This is a genomic window from Bacteroides sp. ET489 (genome assembly GCF_030518095.1).
Lineage (GTDB): Bacteria > Bacteroidota > Bacteroidia > Bacteroidales > Bacteroidaceae > Bacteroides > Bacteroides ndongoniae.
The window spans coordinates 54466-72530 of the sequence record NZ_JAULLJ010000001.1 but is presented as its reverse complement, the minus strand read 5'-3'; the positions used below and the strand labels follow the sequence as shown (position 1 = coordinate 72530).

At 41.8% G+C, this 18065-nt stretch carries 16 protein-coding genes; all 16 read left to right on the top strand.

Translation table 11 applies throughout. From position 1 onward, the window contains the following. Positions 1-14: 14 nt before the first annotated feature. The 16 genes from Q3C19_RS00290 to Q3C19_RS00215 all read left to right on the top strand — a co-directional run bounded on the left by Q3C19_RS00290 (position 15) and on the right by Q3C19_RS00215 (position 18063). On the top strand, positions 15-974 hold the full coding sequence (locus Q3C19_RS00290) for a glycosyltransferase (protein ID WP_302726362.1): 960 nt from the start codon (positions 15-17) through the stop codon (positions 972-974). 105 nt (positions 975-1079) lie between these two features. Next, a complete protein-coding gene (locus tag Q3C19_RS00285; RefSeq protein ID WP_302726360.1) occupies positions 1080-1448 on the top strand; it encodes an ATP-grasp fold amidoligase family protein in 369 nt (122 codons plus the stop codon). Next, a complete protein-coding gene (locus Q3C19_RS00280; RefSeq protein ID WP_368045223.1) occupies positions 1442-1990 on the top strand; it encodes an ATP-grasp fold amidoligase family protein in 549 nt (182 codons plus the stop codon). The genes Q3C19_RS00285 and Q3C19_RS00280 overlap by 7 nt, the downstream gene beginning before the upstream one ends. Before the next feature lie 167 nt (positions 1991-2157). Beyond that, positions 2158-2997, top strand: a complete 840-nt coding sequence (locus tag Q3C19_RS00275; RefSeq protein WP_302726358.1) for a dTDP-rhamnosyl transferase — start codon at positions 2158-2160, stop codon at positions 2995-2997. Positions 2998-3195: 198 nt separating this feature from the next. After that, on the top strand, positions 3196-4146 hold the full coding sequence (locus Q3C19_RS00270; protein WP_302726356.1) for a glycosyltransferase: 951 nt from the start codon (positions 3196-3198) through the stop codon (positions 4144-4146). 36 nt (positions 4147-4182) lie between these two features. Beyond that, positions 4183-5328, top strand: a complete 1146-nt coding sequence (locus tag Q3C19_RS00265; protein ID WP_302726354.1) for a right-handed parallel beta-helix repeat-containing protein — start codon at positions 4183-4185, stop codon at positions 5326-5328. Position 5329: 1 nt separating this feature from the next. Next, complete coding sequence (locus tag Q3C19_RS00260) at positions 5330-6463, top strand: glycosyltransferase family 4 protein (protein ID WP_302726352.1); 1134 nt, start codon at positions 5330-5332, stop codon at positions 6461-6463. Then, positions 6463-7515 carry an NAD-dependent epimerase gene (locus Q3C19_RS00255; protein WP_302726350.1) on the top strand — a complete coding sequence of 351 codons (1053 nt, stop codon included), beginning with the start codon at positions 6463-6465 and terminating at the stop codon, positions 7513-7515. The genes Q3C19_RS00260 and Q3C19_RS00255 overlap by 1 nt, the downstream gene beginning before the upstream one ends. Positions 7516-7538: 23 nt before the next feature. After that, positions 7539-8852 (top strand): UDP-glucose/GDP-mannose dehydrogenase family protein, encoded by a 1314-nt coding sequence (locus Q3C19_RS00250; protein ID WP_302726348.1) that lies wholly within the window; start codon positions 7539-7541, stop codon positions 8850-8852. A gap of 22 nt (positions 8853-8874) precedes the next feature. Beyond that, positions 8875-9834, top strand: a complete 960-nt coding sequence (locus tag Q3C19_RS00245; protein ID WP_302726346.1) for an NAD-dependent epimerase/dehydratase family protein — start codon at positions 8875-8877, stop codon at positions 9832-9834. A gap of 232 nt (positions 9835-10066) precedes the next feature. Beyond that, positions 10067-10459 carry a WbuC family cupin fold metalloprotein gene (locus Q3C19_RS00240; RefSeq protein WP_302726344.1) on the top strand — a complete coding sequence of 131 codons (393 nt, stop codon included), beginning with the start codon at positions 10067-10069 and terminating at the stop codon, positions 10457-10459. Positions 10460-10505: 46 nt separating this feature from the next. Further along, complete coding sequence (locus Q3C19_RS00235; protein ID WP_302726342.1) at positions 10506-11480, top strand: glycosyltransferase family 4 protein; 975 nt, start codon at positions 10506-10508, stop codon at positions 11478-11480. A gap of 138 nt (positions 11481-11618) precedes the next feature. After that, entirely contained in the window at positions 11619-13541 is a 1923-nt protein-coding gene (locus Q3C19_RS00230) for a nucleoside-diphosphate sugar epimerase/dehydratase (RefSeq protein WP_302726340.1), read from the top strand. 53 nt (positions 13542-13594) lie between these two features. Continuing rightward, on the top strand, positions 13595-14698 hold the full coding sequence (locus Q3C19_RS00225) for a Wzz/FepE/Etk N-terminal domain-containing protein (RefSeq protein ID WP_302726338.1): 1104 nt from the start codon (positions 13595-13597) through the stop codon (positions 14696-14698). Between the two features lie 6 nt (positions 14699-14704). Next, the gene (locus Q3C19_RS00220) at positions 14705-17098 is read left to right on the top strand and encodes an SLBB domain-containing protein (RefSeq protein WP_302726336.1); all 2394 of its coding nucleotides are present in this window, start codon (positions 14705-14707) and stop codon (positions 17096-17098) included. 176 nt (positions 17099-17274) lie between these two features. Continuing rightward, positions 17275-18063 carry a YjbH domain-containing protein gene (locus tag Q3C19_RS00215; protein ID WP_302726334.1) on the top strand — a complete coding sequence of 263 codons (789 nt, stop codon included), beginning with the start codon at positions 17275-17277 and terminating at the stop codon, positions 18061-18063. Positions 18064-18065: the final 2 nt, after the last annotated feature.

The following is an 18065-nucleotide window of genomic DNA, read 5'->3' as shown; positions in this document are numbered from 1 at the left end:
TTCAATATATTATTATGGAGGGAAATAGCGTACTTGTATTATTGTCATCATACAATGGCGAAAAATATATTGAGCAGCAAATTGAAAGTCTTTTAGCCCAAGTTGGGGTGGAAATTACAATACTTATAAGGGATGATGGCTCTTCTGATCATACATTGGAGATCGTTGAAAAAATGTTTAAAGGAACAAAACATATTTATTTTAAGGGAGACAATGTTGGTCCTGCACTAAGTTTTTATAATTTGATGAAGTTAGCTTTTGAAAAATATAATCAATATGATTATTTTGCATTTTGTGATCAGGATGATATATGGCATAATGATAAATTATTGACAGCAATATCGACTATGAAAACGACAGAAGAGAATGCAAACGCTTGTAAGAAGTTATATTTTTGTTCCAGTGATATAATCAATGAAAGCTCAAAGAGAATAGCTTCTTCATCCAAAAGATACTTTAATAATATTGATTATAGGATGTGTTTCCATAGGAATCCGGCATTAGGTTGTACAATGGTTTTTAATTTTAATTTGTTACATGAATGTATAAAAATTTGGGATTATATTCAAAGCACTTCTTATGATAAAAGATACCTTCCTATGCATGATGCATGGATGTTCTGTGTCGCAAATTTTACAAATACACTAATTTTTGCGGATAAAAAAGAAAAGATACATTATAGAAAGCATAACTTGAATGTTACTGCTTCTCAAAAAAACCTTTTACAGAGAATTAAGAATCTGGTTATACGTAGATTATTTGAAAAACCTCGTTATGCGGAAAATGTAGCAAAGACTGTTTTGGAGAATATACAAGTTAATGACGAGAAGAAGAAACAATTTCTTGTTTTGTTATCGTCTGGAAAAAAGGATATTATTAGCGTTTTTAAAAGATTATATTATGTTAAGCTTTCAGGTGAAATATTCCCAATTAGAATATTTTACTATTTTCTAATAATGATAAACCGATATTAATTAATATTGCGACGAGTTTGTCTTGGTAAAGAATTAAACTAATTTGTAGAGGCATTGAAACGATTAGATGATATTATTATTGTTTGTTAATTTTTAATTGTAAAAATGAATTATAAAAAAATCTTTAGAAGCCAAAAGCTTCGTTTTTTAATTTTAAGATATCTTTCATTTGTATCTGATAAGCGTATGCTGAGCTGGCAGTATAAAATCAAATTGGGACGGAATTTAAATTTCAAAAAACCTGACCGCTACACAGAAAAACTGCAATTATACAAGATGTATTATCGCAATCCGTTATTGGGTGAATGTGTAGACAAATATAATGTGAGAAAATATATTGAATCGAAAGGACTTTCTGACATATTGAATACATTGTATGGAGTTTATGATGAAGTTGCAGATATTGATTTCAATAAACTTCCCAACAAGTTTGTGGTAAAATCTACTGACGGAGGGGGGGTGAAAATATCCTAATTTGTAAAGATAAAGAAAAACTTGATATAGAATCAACAAAAAGAATATTAAAAGGTTGGAAGAATAAAAAGGATATTAATGCCGGACGTGAATGGGCTTACACTCAAATAGATAAATCCCGCTATATTATTGAGCAATTATTGATTAATGAAAATAATCCCGAAGCTGGAATTTCTGATTATAAAATATTTTGTTTTAATGGTAAGCCCTATTGCATTGTTTACGATATTGATAGATATATTGGCCACAAACGAAATTTCTATGATACTAATTGGAATTGTTTAAACGTATCAAGTGATTGTCCTAATTTCGTTGATGACAAGGTAAAGCCTGAAGGCTTAAAGGAAATGCTTTTGGTCGCGGAAAAGCTATCATCTGATTTTCCTTTTGTTAGAGTCGATTTATACTATCTGAATCATCAGGTTTATTTTGGCGAATTAACTTTTTATCCATGGAGTGGTTATGTGCAGTTTGATCCGGATGAATTTGACTTTGTTTTAGGCAACCTGTTTGATATTTCTTCTTTTTATACTATCAGGTAGCTTCAAGTTATGATTTTACCGCAACTTACAGAAGCGAAAGATAATAGAAAGAAAAAAGGGGTTATAAGGTATTAATTTAGTTTTTATCTTTATTATAAAAAGTATATTCATTTAAAAAGGAGACATAGTGTTGTAGTAGTATTTTATAATAATTTAGTATCATAATAATGAAAAAGAATAAAATAGGTGTTATTATCGTATTATTCAATCCTGTGAGCCACAATTATTCTGCATTATTGGGCAAAACCGGTATTGAGGTAATATTGGTGGATAACACTCCTAGCTGTGATGCGAATCTTTCTCAAGATAATGTTTATTATATACCTTTGTTAGAGAACAAAGGCATTGCTTATGCCCAAAATATTGGTGTCAAAAAAGCTATCGAATTAGGGGCTACACACGTTGTTTTTTTTGACCAGGATAGCATTATCCGGGAAGATTATGTAGATAATATTTTATCTGAATATGTCCGTATAAAACGGTTATGCCCCAACATGGTAATTGTAGGGCCAACTTTGATGAATCAGTCAAATGAACAGCCTTACAAATCGTATAAATCGCATTTGGATGGACAGGATCATTTTAAAATAGTTCCAGCATTGATAAGTTCCGGCTCAATCGTTGGATTGTCTGATTTTCTAAAAGTCGGTTTTTTAGAGGCTGATTTATTTATAGACTATGTTGATTTTGAATGGTGCTGGAGGGCTGAAAGTAAAGGCTATGTCTGCTGCATGACACAAAATGTGAATATGCTGCATAAAGTGGGCAAGAAAGATTTTTCTTTTTGTGGTTACCCTATTATCATTTCCTCGACAAACCGATATTATTACCAATACAGAAACTATATTAGGCTGATGAAAAGGTGCTATGTTCCCTTCTCATGGAAAATTTCTTCTTTGATTCGTAAGATTGCTGAACTATTTTTAGTACCTTTATATGTTGATAGGAAAATAGAGTTTTGGAAAAATGCACTTCGTGGTATCAAAGATGGTATTATGGGGGCTTGATGTTTAACTGTGCTTATTGGAAATATAGTGAAACAAGTAAAAGTATCCATATATGTGAAGGGAGACAGGAATTCGACTGCTTATTATCGGATTTATCAGTACTTGGACAGAATAGAGGGCATAAAATGCTGCTATCATTCGATGATGGCTCCAAGTATTCATAATCGGTTTATGCCTATATCCAAACAGAACCTGTTGGTGAAATCAATAGTCTATATTCATGTTTATTTTAGAATGCTATGGGCTTTGATTAACGATCTGCTGGATAGACCTGATGCAATTGTTGTTCACAAAAGAATAATCAGCAGATATATGCCGCTATCATACAAATGGCTGGTTTCACTGATCTTGAAACGGAATGTGCTGCTGATTTGGGATTTTGATGACCATATACTGAATAATAAGGAAGTTACAGTTTCAACTTTTAACTTTTTTTCCCAACATGCGAATGCTATAATTGTTACACATGACTATTTGAAATCGTTGATCTTAGAACAATATCAGCCCAAAGTACATATTTTGCCGACTACAGATGGAGATATGTATGAAATGTACAGGTCGGAAGATCTTAATGCCCATAGAATCCATTTATTGAATGAGGGATGTATATACCTGGTTTGGGTTGCTACATCCGTTAATCTGAAACATCTTGAATCTATCATTGATGAATTGGATAATGCGGCTTTTGTATTGGCTAAGGATTGGGGAAAGCACCTGTTTTTAAAGGTAGTTTGTGATGCTCCTCTATTGCATAAATGTCAGCATCTGAAAGTTGAAAACATAAAATGGACCCGGAAGGATGCTGTAATGGCTATGAAGGATTCGCATATTGGTATTATGCCGTTAGATGACAGCATTTTCTCAAAGGGGAAAGGGGGATTCAAATTGGTACAGTACTTATCGATCGGCTTGCCTTGTATTGGAACAAACGTAGGATACAATAAGCAGGTTATTTCTGAGAATTGTGGCTATTTGATAGATTATGATAAACCCGAAGGATGGACGGATGCCATTCTTAAATTAGTGAATCCCTCAAATTGGCAGCAACTTAGCAGGAATGCCTATTTGCAGTGGGAAACAAATTTCTCTTATGACAGGAATCTTGCTTTTTGGCGTGATTTATTGTTGTCTGCCGAATGGAAGCAATAAATGGAATTATTAAAGATGTTTTAGAAATGATTGCTTATGATTAAAACTACCTATACATATAGCTTTATATGCGTACTATTGTATCTGACTTTTAGTCAAGTGGCTCTGGGAGCAATAAACCCTGCAGAAAAGTCTGTAAATGGCAGCCAGAAGAATATAACGGTTATTAAAGATATTGACCTGATGGGGGATACATTAAGACTTGATGCGAATTCGAAACTGATCTTTAACGGCGGAATTATAAAAAATGGGGTGCTGATTGGTCATAATTCGACGATTGTCTGTAAAAAGCATGCGTTTAAGAATGTAACAATAAAAGGAACTTGGAATATTCCGGTTATTTATTCTTATTGGTTTCAAGATCTAAGCTATGACAATGCGTTAAGAGATGTGATTGCTTTGACAAACCCCAACGTCCACAATAAGGTAATCATTGGCAGCGGAGCATACACCATGAATATAGCAGAAAACCATGGAAAAGGTCTGGTGATTGACGATAATACTGAGCTCATCATTAATGGCAAAATAACTTTGAAGCCTAACTCGTGGACTAATTATGATATTATTCATGTAAAAGGGAATAATATTAAGATTTCTGGTAAAGGAATGATTGTAGGGGATAAGCATAACCATTTGGGAAAGAAAGGCGAATGGGGGATGGGCATTATGATATATGGAGCTAACAATGTTCATGTATCAGATCTGACAATCAAGAACTGTTGGGGAGACTGCGTCTACATTGGAGGTAATTCGCACACGGTAGTGGTTGAGAACTGTATCCTTGATCATGGAAGAAGGCAAGGTATTTCTGTGACTTCGGGTAAAGCTATAGTGTTGCAGGATCTGAAAATATCCAATGTAGGGGGGACAAATCCTGAATATGCCATTGATGTCGAACCGAATAAGAATGGAATAGTGGAAGATGTGCTGATTAAAAATGTATCGGCTGATAGATGTAAAGGTGGTTTCCTGGTTTATGGGAAATCGTCAGGAGCCCGAATCGGTAAGGTCTGTATCGAAAACTGTTATATAGCTAATACAACCAAGATACCGATCAGGGTGCAAAAATGTGATGAAATTATCATAAAAGGGTGTACTTTGCCTTCCGCGCTTTGGATTGGAAGAGTTATTGATATAGATGAGTGTAAAACACAAGATTTGAGAAATAATAAAATGAAATAAAATGAATGCAAAGCTATTTATAGTTGTCAATGTAGATTGGTTTTTCCTTTCACATCGGAAAGATATTGCTATCGCTGCATGCAAAGAAGGGTATGATGTAACAATTGTTACTAAGGATACTGGCAAATTGAAAGACATTGTGGCATTAGGATTACGGGTAATTGATTTGCCGATGAACCGATCCGGACAGAATATTGTTGAGGAACTGAACACATGTAAGTTCTTATACAATTTATATAAAAAAGAGAAACCGGATATTGTTCATCATGTAGGGTTGAAAACCATTTTGTGGGGGACGTTGGCGGCTAAGCTGGCACAAGTCAAAGGTGTGGTTAATGCTGTAAGCGGTTTAGGAATTTTCTTTTCGGAGGATAATAAGTCGATGGTGGCTAAAATGCTTCCTAAAGTTCTCCGTTTCTCGCATCACCGTTCAAACCTGGCTGTGATTTTTCAGAATGATGAAGACAAAAACCTGTTTTTGAAAAATCGTATTATTACTTCACAGCAAGCTTTCTATATAAAAGGGTCGGGAGTAGATTTAAAACAGTATTGCTATACGGCAGAACCGAATGAAGGCAAAATAAAAGTGCTATTAACTGCCCGGATGATTGTGGAAAAAGGTATTTGGGTTTTGGTAGAAGCTGCCGAAAAGTTAAGGAATAAATATCAGGACAAAGTTGAATTTTTGCTGTGTGGCGGACTGGACGATAATCCGAAAGCAATAAAAAAAGAAGAGCTGGAAGAGAAATGTGACGGTTCGTATATCCAATGGTTAGGGTATCGGACGGATGTGCTTGATCTGCTGAAGCAATGTCATATCGTAGCTTTTCCTTCGTATTACAAAGAGGGACTTCCTAAATCATTGATTGAAGCAGATGCGATAGGAAGACCTGTTGTTACAACAAATTCGATTGGATGTAAAGAAACTGTGATAGATGGCTATAATGGTTATCTGATTCCTGTCAAGGACAGTAATGCGTTGGCGGAAAAACTGGAGATTCTCTTCGAGAATAAAGATTTGCGTGAAAAGATGGGACGCAACTCTAGAACATTGGCCGAAAGAGATTTTTCGATAGAAAATGTTATTGAAAAACATTTAAATATTTATAGTCTGTTAGCTAATTCAAAATTATAATGAAAATTTTAGTTACCGGAGCAGCCGGTTTTATAGGATCGTATGTATGTAAGCGACTTCTTTCCAGAGGGGATGAAGTGGTAGGGTTGGATAATATAAATACCTATTATGACGTTAATCTGAAATATGGTCGTTTACAGACTTTGGGCATTGCACAGGAACAAGTGGGATGGTATAAGTTTGTACAAAGCAAAAGCTATCCTAATTTTAGATTTATACGAATGAATCTGGAAGACAGGCAAGCCATGCAGATGTTATTCGCAAATGAGGGATTTGACAAAGTAATGAATCTTGCTGCACAGGCAGGAGTGCGTTATTCGATAGAAAATCCTTATGCATATGTGGAAAGTAATGTAGATGGGTTTCTGAATGTGTTGGAAGGATGCAGACATAATGGGATAAAGCATTTGATATATGCAAGTTCGAGTAGTGTCTATGGATTGAACGGGAAAGTGCCGTTCTCTGAAAAGGATAGTATCGCACATACGGTCAGCCTGTATGCGGCTACCAAAAAGTCAAATGAGTTGATGGCACATACTTATAGCCATTTGTATGGGATACCTTCTACGGGACTACGTTTTTTTACTGTTTATGGTCCATGGGGGCGTCCGGACATGTCTCCATTTCTTTTTGCTGATGCCATTTTGCATGACCGGGCTATTAAAGTATTCAATAATGGGGACATGTTGCGTGATTTTACTTATATTGATGATATTGTAGAAGGTGTATTGCGGGTGATAGATCATATTCCTGCCGGCAATCCGAATTGGTGTGCCGAACATCCGGATCCAAGTACTTCGACAGCTCCTTATAAAATATATAATATAGGAAATTCGCAACCTGTAAAGTTGATGGATTTTATTCAGGCAATTGAGGAAGCTATTGGAAGACCGGCGGAAAAGATTTTCTTACCTATGCAGCCCGGTGATGTTTATCAAACAAATGCTGACACGACTTCTTTGCAGAAGGAACTTGGCTTTAAGCCGGATAAACCCATCAAAGAAGGAGTAAAAGAAACGATAGAATGGTATCGTTCGTTTTATCATATTTGAAATAATATTAAATAAAAGGGAATATGAAAATTGCTATTGTAGGTACTGGATATGTCGGATTGGTGACAGGTACATGTTTTTCTGAAATGGGAGTAGACGTAACCTGTGTGGATGTGCAGGAAAGCAAGATAGATAATTTAAAAAAAGGTATTATTCCGATCTACGAACCGGGATTGGATGACTTGGTACACAGAAATTATAAGGCTGGACGCTTGAAATTTACCACGGATTTAAAGGAATGCCTGAATGAAGTTGACGTGGTATTCAGTGCGGTAGGTACGCCACCGGATGAAGACGGAAGCGCTGACTTGAAATATGTTCTGGAAGTGGCTCGAACCATTGGACAGAATATGAATAAATATATTTTGGTCGTAACAAAAAGTACGGTACCTGTAGGGACTGCACAAAAAGTTAAAAATGTGATTCGGGAAGAACTGAATAAGCGAAATGTAAATTTGGATTTTGATGTGGCATCCAATCCTGAATTTCTGAAAGAAGGAAATGCTGTTGACGATTTTATGAAACCTGACCGTGTAGTGGTAGGGATAGAGTCGGAAAAAGCAAAGTCACTGATGGAACGTTTGTATAAGCCTTTTATGTTGAATAATTATCGGCTGATATTTACTGATATCCCAAGTGCAGAGATGATAAAATATGCAGCTAATTCCATGTTGGCCACACGCATCAGCTTTATGAATGATATTGCGAATTTGTGTGAACTGGTGGGAGCTGATGTGAACATGGTACGCAAGGGTATTGGAGCAGACAGCCGTATTGGCAGTAAGTTTTTATATCCGGGATGTGGGTATGGTGGCTCTTGTTTCCCGAAAGATGTGAAAGCACTGATAAAAACTGCGGAAAAAAACGGATATACAATGCGTGTGTTGAAAGCTGTTGAAGAAGTGAATGAAACTCAAAAGGGTATTTTATTTGAGAAATTAGTAAAACTATTTAATGGAGATTTAAACGGAAAACAGATTGCGTTATGGGGACTTGCATTCAAACCGGAAACTGATGACATGCGTGAGGCTCCAGCATTGATTTTGATAGATAAATTGATAAAAGCAGGGGCAAAGGTGAAAGCATATGATCCGATTGCTATGTGTGAATGTCAAAGACGCATTGGTAATAAGATAGAATATGCGACTGATATGTATGATGCGGTTTTAGATGCAGATGCTTTACTACTAGTAACTGAGTGGAAAGAGTTTCGTTTGCCGAGTTGGGGAGTACTGAAAAAGACAATGAAACAACCTGTAGTAATAGATGGAAGAAATATTTATGATAGAAATGAACTACAGGAACAGGGATTTCATTATACATGTATCGGAAAATAATTTTTATATAAATTCATAGGCTTTGAGAATATTGATTACCGGAATTCACGGTTTTGTGGGTTCCAATCTGGTGAACGCTTTGAAAAAGGAACATACGCTATATGGAGTGGATATTGTGGCACCGGTGAAGGAAGGGGTGGAGAAAACATTCAGCTGGAAGGATGTGGATGACAACGCGATTCCTCCCATGGATGCCATCATTCATCTGGCCGGGAAAGCGCATGATACCAAGAACCGGGCGGCAGCACAGGTGTATTTTGATGTGAACACGGGACTGACACAGAAGATATATGATTACTTCCTGAAGTCGGAAGCAAAACGCTTTATTTTCTTCAGTTCGGTGAAGGCGGCTGCTGACAAGGTGCCCGGCGATGTGCTGACTGAAGAGGTGGTACCCGCACCGAAAGGTCCCTATGGGGAAAGCAAGATAAAGGCGGAAGAGTACATCTTGAAAAATGAAGCATTAAGAACGAAGAATGAAGAATCGGCAAGTAAACGGGTGTTTATCTTGCGGCCTTGCATGATTCACGGACCGGGCAACAAAGGAAATCTGAACCTGCTGTATGGGGTGGTGAGTAAAGGAATACCCTGGCCGCTGGGAGCGTTTGAGAACAGACGTACGTTTACCAGCATTGATAACCTGTGCTTCGTAGTGGAAGGACTGCTGACAAAGAACGTACAGAGTGGAATATACCACATGGCAGATGATGAAGCGTTGTCGACCAACGAACTGATCGAGGTAATGTGTGAGGCTATGGGAAAGAAAGCTCATATCTGGAAAATAAACCGTAGCCTGATGGAAGGAGTGGCAAGCATCGGCACTACCTTGCATTTGCCGTTGAATGAGGAACGGTTGGGGAAACTGACCGAAAATTATGTGGCGAGCAATGCAAAGATAAAAAAGGCATTGGGCATAGAAAGGATGCCGGTACGGGCCAAGGATGGATTGAAAAAAACGATTTTGTCGTTTAGGAAGGATTAGGGTTGAGGGTTTAGGGTTTAAGGTTTAGGGTTTAAGGTTTAGGGTTTAAGGTTTAGGGTTTATGGTTTAGGGTTTAGGGTTTAAGGTTTAGAGTTTAGGGAATATGAGCTCTCAACTCTCAACGCCCATCCCTCAACGCTAAACCCTCAACACTCAACACTAAACCCTCAACCCTCAACTCTCAACCCTCATCCCTCAACCCTCAATAATAAACATTCAAAACAAAGTAAATATGAGACTGATTAATGAAACGCTATTGGATGAAGTGACGCAACAGGCGAAAGAAAGTCCGCGCTTGCGTATGAATCATAATCTGCATGACAGCTTAGATGCAAAGGCACAACGCTTGCTGAATGCGCTGGAGCCTGGAACAGTAGTACCTGTACACCGTCATCGGCATACGTCGGAAACGTATGTGTTGCTGAGAGGAAAAATAAAGGTGATGTATTATAACGACCGGAAAGAGGAAACGGAACAGGTAGTGCTGGATCCGAAAACAGGCAGTTATGGGGTACACATTCCAGCCGGACAATGGCATACATTGGAGGTATTGGAAAGCGGCTCGGTGATTCTGGAAGTGAAGGATGGACCGTATGCACCATTGGGAAAGGAAGATGTTTTGTAGTTGGTTTTAGGTTTAACATGAACAATCGACAATAAAACGAGGAATAATGGAATATATATTAATCGCAATTGCCTTATTGGCGATGGAACTATTGTATTTCCGCATTGCGGACAAACTGAATATCATAGATAAACCGAATGAACGGAGTAGCCATACGCGTATAACGTTGCGTGGGGGAGGTATTATCTTCTATGTGGGAGCTTTGGCTTATTTTGTGACCAATCACGGGGAGTATCCGTGGTTTATGCTGGCATTGACGCTGGTGGCGTTTATCAGTATGGCGGACGATATACGGTCGGTGTCGCAAGGTGTCCGGTTGCTGTTCCACTTTACAGCCATGGCATTGATGTTTGGCCAGTGGGGACTGTATGCATTGCCCTGGTGGTGGGTAGCTGTTGCTCTGGTGGTATGTACAGGCATTATCAATGCCTATAACTTTATGGATGGCATCAACGGCATAACGGGCGGGTATTCGCTGGTGATACTGGCGGTGCTGGCGTACGTCAATCGGACGGTGGTGGCATTTGTGGAACCTGACTTCATCTATATTGTGATGCTGTCGGTGCTCGTTTTCTGCCTGTTCAATTTCCGCAAACGGGCCAAATGTTTTGCCGGAGATGTAGGATCGGTGAGCATCGCTTTCATTCTTCTGTTTCTGATCGGAAAACTGGTGATGCAGACAGAGGATTTCAGTTGGATTGTGCTGCTGGCGGTATACGGGGTGGACAGTGTGCTGACCATTGTACACCGGTTGATGTTGCACGAGAATATCGGGCTGCCGCACCGCAAACATCTGTATCAGCTGATGGCAAACGAACTGCATGTGCCGCATGTGCTTGTGTCGCTGCTGTACATGGCAGTACAGGCGGTGGTGGCCATCGGGTATTTGCAATGCAGAGACAATGGGTATCTGTACTTGGCAGGATGCGTAGTGCTTTTGGGAATTGTTTATCTGGTTTTTATGAAAAAGTATTACCATCTTCATGAAGCTTCGCTACGGGATAAAACGGTAAAGTGCTGAACGATAACGAATAAATAAACAAAAGGAAGGATATAGGAAAGTCCTTTATGAATATTTTCAGGTAAAATGTAATAATTTCGGGCAAAAATAACTATTTTTGCCCGAAATTGTATAGTGCATAAAAAAGAGTAGATCGACATGAGCAATAAATTCTCGTTCAGACGTTACCTGTCAATCAGGGTTTTGCCGATTTGGGCCATTCTGCTGTTTGATGTGTTTATAGTAGCCATTTCATGTTTGGCTGCTTATGTGTTAAGGTATAATCTTTCGCTGGTATTGGCGAATATCGAACACATAGACATTGCTGTCTTGTGGTGTGTAGGCGTGAACCTGGTGTTCTTTAAATTATTTAAGACGTATTCGGGGGTGCTGCGTTACTCCTCGTTCGTGGATATTTTGCGGATATTTGTGGCATTGGCTGTGGCTTATGCCGTATTGATGGTGCTGCGGATTGTGACGAACAATTTTGGCAGAGTAGGACTGCCGGGATGCAGTCTGTTGCTGGTAGCGTTTATGTTTAACTTCGGGCTGATGGCTATCTCGCGTGTGATAGCGAAGCAGCTGTTCGAATCGTTGAATGTAGACTATAAGCATAAGACGAATGTCTTTATCTACGGTGCCAAGGAGATTGGGGTGAACATCGCCAAATCGTTGCGGGTAAACTTGAGCAACCGATACATCCTGCGCGGTTTCATTGCAGACGAGCCGGAACTGATCGGCAAGGTGCTGATGGGGGTAAAGGTGTATGCCAACAATGGAGAACTGGCTGACCGGATGGCAGAACAGGGAACAAGAACCATTATTGTGTCGCCTGCCAAGATGGAGGAACTGAAGAACTCGAAGATGCTGGACCAGCTGCTGAGCGGAGGTGTGAAACTGATGACGGCTCCGCCACTGGGTGAATGGAACGGACAGATGCTGAACCAGTCGGAACTGAAGGAGATGCAGATAGAAGACCTGTTACAGCGGGAACCTATCGTGATAGATACTCGGAAAATTGCCTCGCACCTGGAGGGAAAGCGGGTGATGATAACAGGAGCGGCCGGATCGATTGGCAGTGAGATTATGCGGCAGGTGGCTACCTTTGCACCGTATCAGCTGATTCTGGTGGATCAGGCGGAAACTCCGCTGCACGATATCCGGCTGGAACTGCTGGACAAATGGCGGGATCTGAAGGCGGTGACTATTGTAGCGGACGTCGCGAACGCTACCCGGATGGAAGAAATATTCCGGAAATACAAGCCGCAATACATCTTTCATGCTGCGGCTTACAAGCATGTGCCGATGATGGAAGACAACGTGTCGGAATCGATTCAGACGAATGTGAACGGTACGCGGACGGTAGCAGACCTGGCAGTGAAGTACGGGGCGGAGAAATTCGTGATGATCTCGACCGACAAGGCGGTGAACCCGACCAATGTGATGGGATGCTCGAAACGCATCTGTGAAATCTATGTGCAGAGTCTGGCCAAGAAATTGCAGAAACAGGGTGGGAAAAGCACACAGTTTATTACAACCCGCTTTGGCAATGTGTTGGGATCGAACGGGTCGGTGATTCCCCGGTTCAAGGAACAGATCCGTCGGGGAGGACCGGTGACGGTGACTCATCCGGACATTATCCGCTACTTTATGACCATTCCGGAAGCCTGCCGATTGGTGCTGGAAGCCGGTAGCATGGGCAACGGAGGAGAAATCTACATTTTCGACATGGGCAAGCCGGTGAAGATTGTGGAACTGGCCAAACGGATGATCAGCCTGTCGGGAAGAACGGACGTAAAAATAGAATTTACAGGATTGCGACCGGGAGAAAAACTGTACGAAGAACTGCTGAACGTAAAGGAACTGACCAAACCGACCTATCATGATAAAATTATGATTGCCAATGTGCGGGAATATGATTACGATCAGGTGAAGGTGCAGATTGAAAATCTGATAAAGACCAGTTACACGTATGACGATATGCAGATAGTGGCAGCCATGAAGGAATTGGTGCCGGAATTTATCAGCCAGAACTCGAAATTTGAGGAACTGGATCATAAACATGAGAGTGCTCAAGGTTAATGCATACAAGATGAATTGTGTTACTTACAAATAGATTATAAGCGAACAAAGGAATGGAAAATACGGAGAACAGACTTCCGCAAGAAGAGCAGGAAATTGATCTGCTGGAACTTGCCCAAAAGCTATGGAAACGGAGAAAAGTGTTTTATAAGGCATTGGGAGGTGCAGTGGTTGTTGGGTTGGTAATTGCATTTAGTATACCTAAGGAATACAGTGTAACTGTGACATTGGCACCAGAATCCACACGAAAGACAAGCAGTAGTTTGGCAAGCATGGCAGCTATGATGGGATTCGGTGATTTAGCAACAAATAGTGATCGGGATGCTTTGAATATCCTGCTTTTCCCGGATATTTTAGCATCGAATCCGTTTGCTTTGGAGTTGTATTCAATGCCAGTGAAGCCTGTTGATTCTGATACTATAATGGCATTGAATGAGTATATGAGTCAAGCAAAACGCCCGTGGTGGAGCAGTGTAATGGGATTACCAGGGAAGGTAATAGGTGGAATTACTTCGTTATTTTCGTCAAAAGATGAGGAAGCAAAAGTGGAAGCTTTAAATCCTTTCAGACTGACAAAAGTAGAAGCCGGAAAAATTGGAGCTATTAAAAACTCTTTAGAGGCTAATGTGGACAAAAAAACTGGAGTTACCACAATTACTGTTACGATGCAGGATGCTGAAGTGGCAGCAACTGTGGCAGACAGTGTAGTAGTGAAGTTGCAAGATTATGTAACAGCCTATCGAACAAAAAAAGTAGCTGGTGATTGTGCATATTGGGAAAAGCTTTATAAAGAGAAGCAACAAGAGTATTATGAAGCCCAGCAAAAATATGCTAATTATATGGATGAAAACAAGAGCTTGTTTACACAGCGATCGAAAATAGAAGGAGAACGTTTGCAGAATGAAATGAATTTGGCGTATCAGATTTATAACCAAATGGCAACGCAACTACAGATGTCACAGGGAAAACTTCAGGAGGCTAAACCAGTGTTTGCTGTAGTACAGCCTGCGACAGTTCCATTAACTCCTTCTGCCCCACGGAAAATGGTGATTTTAGTAGGATGCCTGTTTCTGGCTTTTGTAGGCACAGCCGGGTGGATTCTGTTTGGAGAAGATATCTGGAGAAAATTTAAAAATAGTTCTATAACTGAAGAATAAAAAAATATGAAAATGAAACGTTTACTGATTGTCTTGTTGTTAGTGACGACTTGTGCAACTCCGAAAGTTTATGCGCAAACGAGAATGACAGACCAGCAGGTGATAGAATATGTAAAGCAAGCGACGCAAGAGGGAAAGGAGCAGAAACAAATAGCGTTGGAACTAGCTCGGAAAGGAGTAACCCGTAAGCAGGCGGAACGGATCAAAAAACAGTATGAACAGCAGATGGGAACGGATGCATCTAACATGCAGGGGACGGAACTGAACGAAGCACGTCTGCGGGAGGAAACTCAGGATGAGACAACCGCCCTGACGGGCAATCAGCCGACCACGAAGGAGCTGGCACAGGAGGATCAGGTATTTGGAAGAAATATTTTCAATACCCGGAACCTGACGTTTGAGCCGAACAGCAACATGGCAACACCGCCCAACTATCAGCTGGGACCGGGCGATGAGGTAATCATCGACATCTGGGGAGCCAGCCAGACCAGCATCCGGCAGACCATTACGCCGGACGGGACAATCAACATGCAGGAACTGGGACCGATCTACCTGAGTGGCATGACGGTGGAAGAAGCGAACCGATTCCTGAAGAACAAGCTGGGAACGGTGTTTTCGAATGAAAATAATCAGATACAGGTGACGCTGGGAAATACACGGACCATTCAGATCAACATCATGGGCGAAGTGGTGCAGCCGGGAACGTATGCGTTGTCGGCATTCTCGACGGTATTTCATGCACTGTATCGGGCTGGTGGTGTGAACGACATCGGTAGTTTGCGTAACGTGCAGCTGGTGAGAAACGGAAAGAAGATTGCAGCGGTGGATGTGTACGACTTCATCATGCAGGGAAAGATAAAGGATGATGTCCGCTTGCAGGAGGGGGACGTAATCATTGTGCCGGCATACGACATGCTGGTGAAGATGAGCGGAAACGTGAAGCGTCCTATGAGATTCGAGATGAAGAAGGACGAGACTTTGGCGGCGCTGATCAAGTATGCCGGAGGATTCAACGCGGACGCTTACAGTAAGAGTGTGCGCATGGTACGCCAGAACGGAATGGAATATGAGGTGAAGACGGTGGACGAAATGGACTACAGCGTGTGTCAGCTGCGCGACGGAGACGTGGTGACGGTAGGTGCCATCCTGAACCGCTTTACGAACAAGGTGGAGATAAAAGGTGCGGTGTATCGCCCGGACATCTATGCACTGGACGGTAAGGTGAACACGGTGCGCGCCCTGATAGAAAAGGCACAGGGCCTGATGGACGATGCCTTTACCAACCGGGCTGTGCTGCAACGCCAGCGGGACGACCTGACGAGCGAGATTGTGTCGGTGGACGTGAGAGCGCTGATGAACGGAACAATACCGGACATACCGCTGCGCAAGAATGACATTCTGTACATACCCAGCATACACGATCTGCAGGATCTGGGCAGTGTGACCATCTACGGAGAGGTAACGAAGCCGGATGAGTATCCGTATGCGGACAACATGACACTGGAAGATCTGATTATCCAGGCAGGCGGACTGAAAGAAGCGGCCTCGACGGTGCGGGTGGACGTGTCGAGACGCATCAAGGACACGAAGAGTGTGAACAGCACGGACAGCATCGGACAGATGTTCAGCTTCGCACTGAAGGACGGATTTGTGATTGACGGACAGCCGGGTTTTGTGCTGCAACCGTATGACCAGGTGTTTGTGCGCCGCAGCCCGGGGTATCAGACCCAGCAGAACGTAAGCATACAGGGAGAGGTGATATTCGGAGGAACGTATACGCTGACTTCGAAGGCGGAACGCCTGAGTGACCTGGTGAAGAAAGCGGGAGGAGTGACCAACTCGGCATACGTACGGGGCGCAAAACTGATTCGGGTAGCGAATGACGAGGAAAAGAAACGGATGCAGGACGTGGTGAAACTGATGGGGCGTGAGCTGGGAGAAAATGCCATTGACTCATTGGGACTGCAAGTAGACAGCCTGTTCTCGGTCGGCATTGACCTGGAGGCGGCTTTGGCCAATCCCGGAGGGGATGCGGACCTGGTGTTGAGAGAAGGGGACGTGCTGAATATTCCGGAATATGTAAACACAGTGAAGATAAACGGGGCTGTGATGATGCCCAATACGGTGTCGTACCGGAAGGGGGAGAAAGTCAGTTATTATTTGAGTCAGGCAGGAGGATACAGCCAGCATGCCAAGAAGAGTAAGAAGTTCATCATCTACATGAACGGACAGGTAGCGAAGGTGAAAGGTAATGGTAGCAAGCAGATAGAACCGGGATGCGAGATCATAGTGCCGAACAAGAAGCAGAGCAAGGCAAATATCGGAAACATTTTGGGCTATGCCACTTCGTTCTCGTCGTTAGCAACCATGGCAGCAACAATTGTTACCTTGTTTAAGTAGGGTTCACCATAAACGGGAAACGTGAAGAAACGCAGATTTTCGCAAAATCTTGTAATCGGCAGGGATCGGTTTATGGAGATTTTCGAAAATCTGCGTTCATTTGTATTTTATAAATAGCTGGAACACTTAAGCGGAAAAAGATGGTTGGAAAGAAAAACTGTATACGGAAAAAGAGAATGGCAGCCGTATGGGTATGTCTGCTGTTCGGGGTATTGACCTGCAAGGCACAACTTACCAACGGAGTGACCGGACTGCTGCACATGCCCAGCGCAGACATGCAACGGGACGGTACTTTAATGATCGGAGGAAATTTCCTGAACAGGCATAATCTGCCTAATAACTTTTGGTGGGGATATGACAGTTACAATTACTTTCTGAATGTGACTTTTTTCAAACGTCTGGAATTGGCATATGTATGTACTTTATTTAAAGGGAAAAAGGAGAACAGTTATTGGCCGGAAATTACTTGGGGAAAGTTTGTGAATCAGGACCGCCATTTTGCAGCCCGGCTTCAGGTGCTAAGGGAAGGAGAATGGTGGAAGCACATGCCAGCTCTAGTATTAGGCGTTAACGATCCGACAACGGGAAGTGGGGGAGACTATACAAACATGGCGGTTGAAGGCAATGGTAACGGCTACTTCAACCGCATGTACCTCGCCATGACCAAGCACTTCGATGTCCGTGTAGGGGAGCTGGGTGTTCATGCTGCCTGGCTGTACAACAGGCGGACGGACTATCCGCTGAACGGGCCTGCCGTGGGGGTGAACTTCAAACCGGCGTTTCATAAGGAACTGAACCTGATAGCCGAATATGACTCGAAAACGGTGAATGTGGGATTCACGTACTCGATGTGGAGCGACCACTTCAACCTGCTGTTCGAACTGCAGGACGGGAAGTACGTATCGGCGGGACTGGTGTACAAGGTGAACCTGATAGGGGGGAACCGGTGGAAACACTGGAGATAGAT